This window comes from Camelimonas fluminis, from assembly GCF_014656355.1.
GTDB classification, from domain to species: domain Bacteria; phylum Pseudomonadota; class Alphaproteobacteria; order Rhizobiales; family Beijerinckiaceae; genus Camelimonas; species Camelimonas fluminis.
Genome location: NZ_BNCG01000187.1, coordinates 1 through 509 on the forward strand (window position 1 = coordinate 1; position 509 = coordinate 509).

Below are 509 nucleotides of genomic sequence, written 5' to 3' on the forward strand. Positions count from 1 at the left end.
ATGTGAGAACTACTTCGTTTCATGCGGATATGAGCCGGAATGATCGAAAAACGCTCTAGGGTGCATGCAGATCAATGCGCACTACCACGCTTCGAGGTTCGCGTCAGTTGACCAGATGTTCGACCCCCGCGCGAACGTGGAATATGCAGCCAGGTTTCTCAGCGAGCTGAAGCGGCGGCACGAGACCTGGACGATGGCTGTGGCGCGCTACCATGCTGGGCCGAATAATGATCCGGCCCAGAAGCGCTATGTATGCCGTGTGATTGAAGATATGGTGGCTACGGGATTTGGAAATTGGACCGCCGCTGCACGCAGTTTTTGCGGACGCAACCTGGCGCGCGGGTGACAGCGGCGGTTGGTCGGCGGCGGTGCTTGTAGGGCTTCGGTCCAACCCAAAGCATGCGCCGCCGCGGCGTCAGCAACCGTGCAACGCTTGGGAGCGTCCTGGGTCTTAGTGTCTGATTCAAAATTATCCTGTGCGATTTCATGCCCTTGCGATGCGTCTGGTG

1 protein-coding gene and 1 pseudogene are annotated in these 509 nt (G+C 58.0%); one reads left to right on the forward strand and one right to left on the reverse strand.

Features of this window, described 5'->3' with window-relative positions:
- Nucleotides 1-55: 55 nt before the first annotated feature.
- Nucleotides 56-346: pseudogene (locus tag IE243_RS23075) on the forward strand (transglycosylase SLT domain-containing protein); the annotation flags it as partial.
- Here the strand turns inward: IE243_RS23075 and IE243_RS23370 are convergent.
- Nucleotides 247-509, reverse strand: a 263-nt coding sequence (locus IE243_RS23370) for a hypothetical protein (protein ID WP_210319978.1), incomplete at its 5' end; no start/stop codon positions are given. The pseudogene IE243_RS23075 and the gene IE243_RS23370 sit on opposite strands and share 100 nt — an antisense overlap.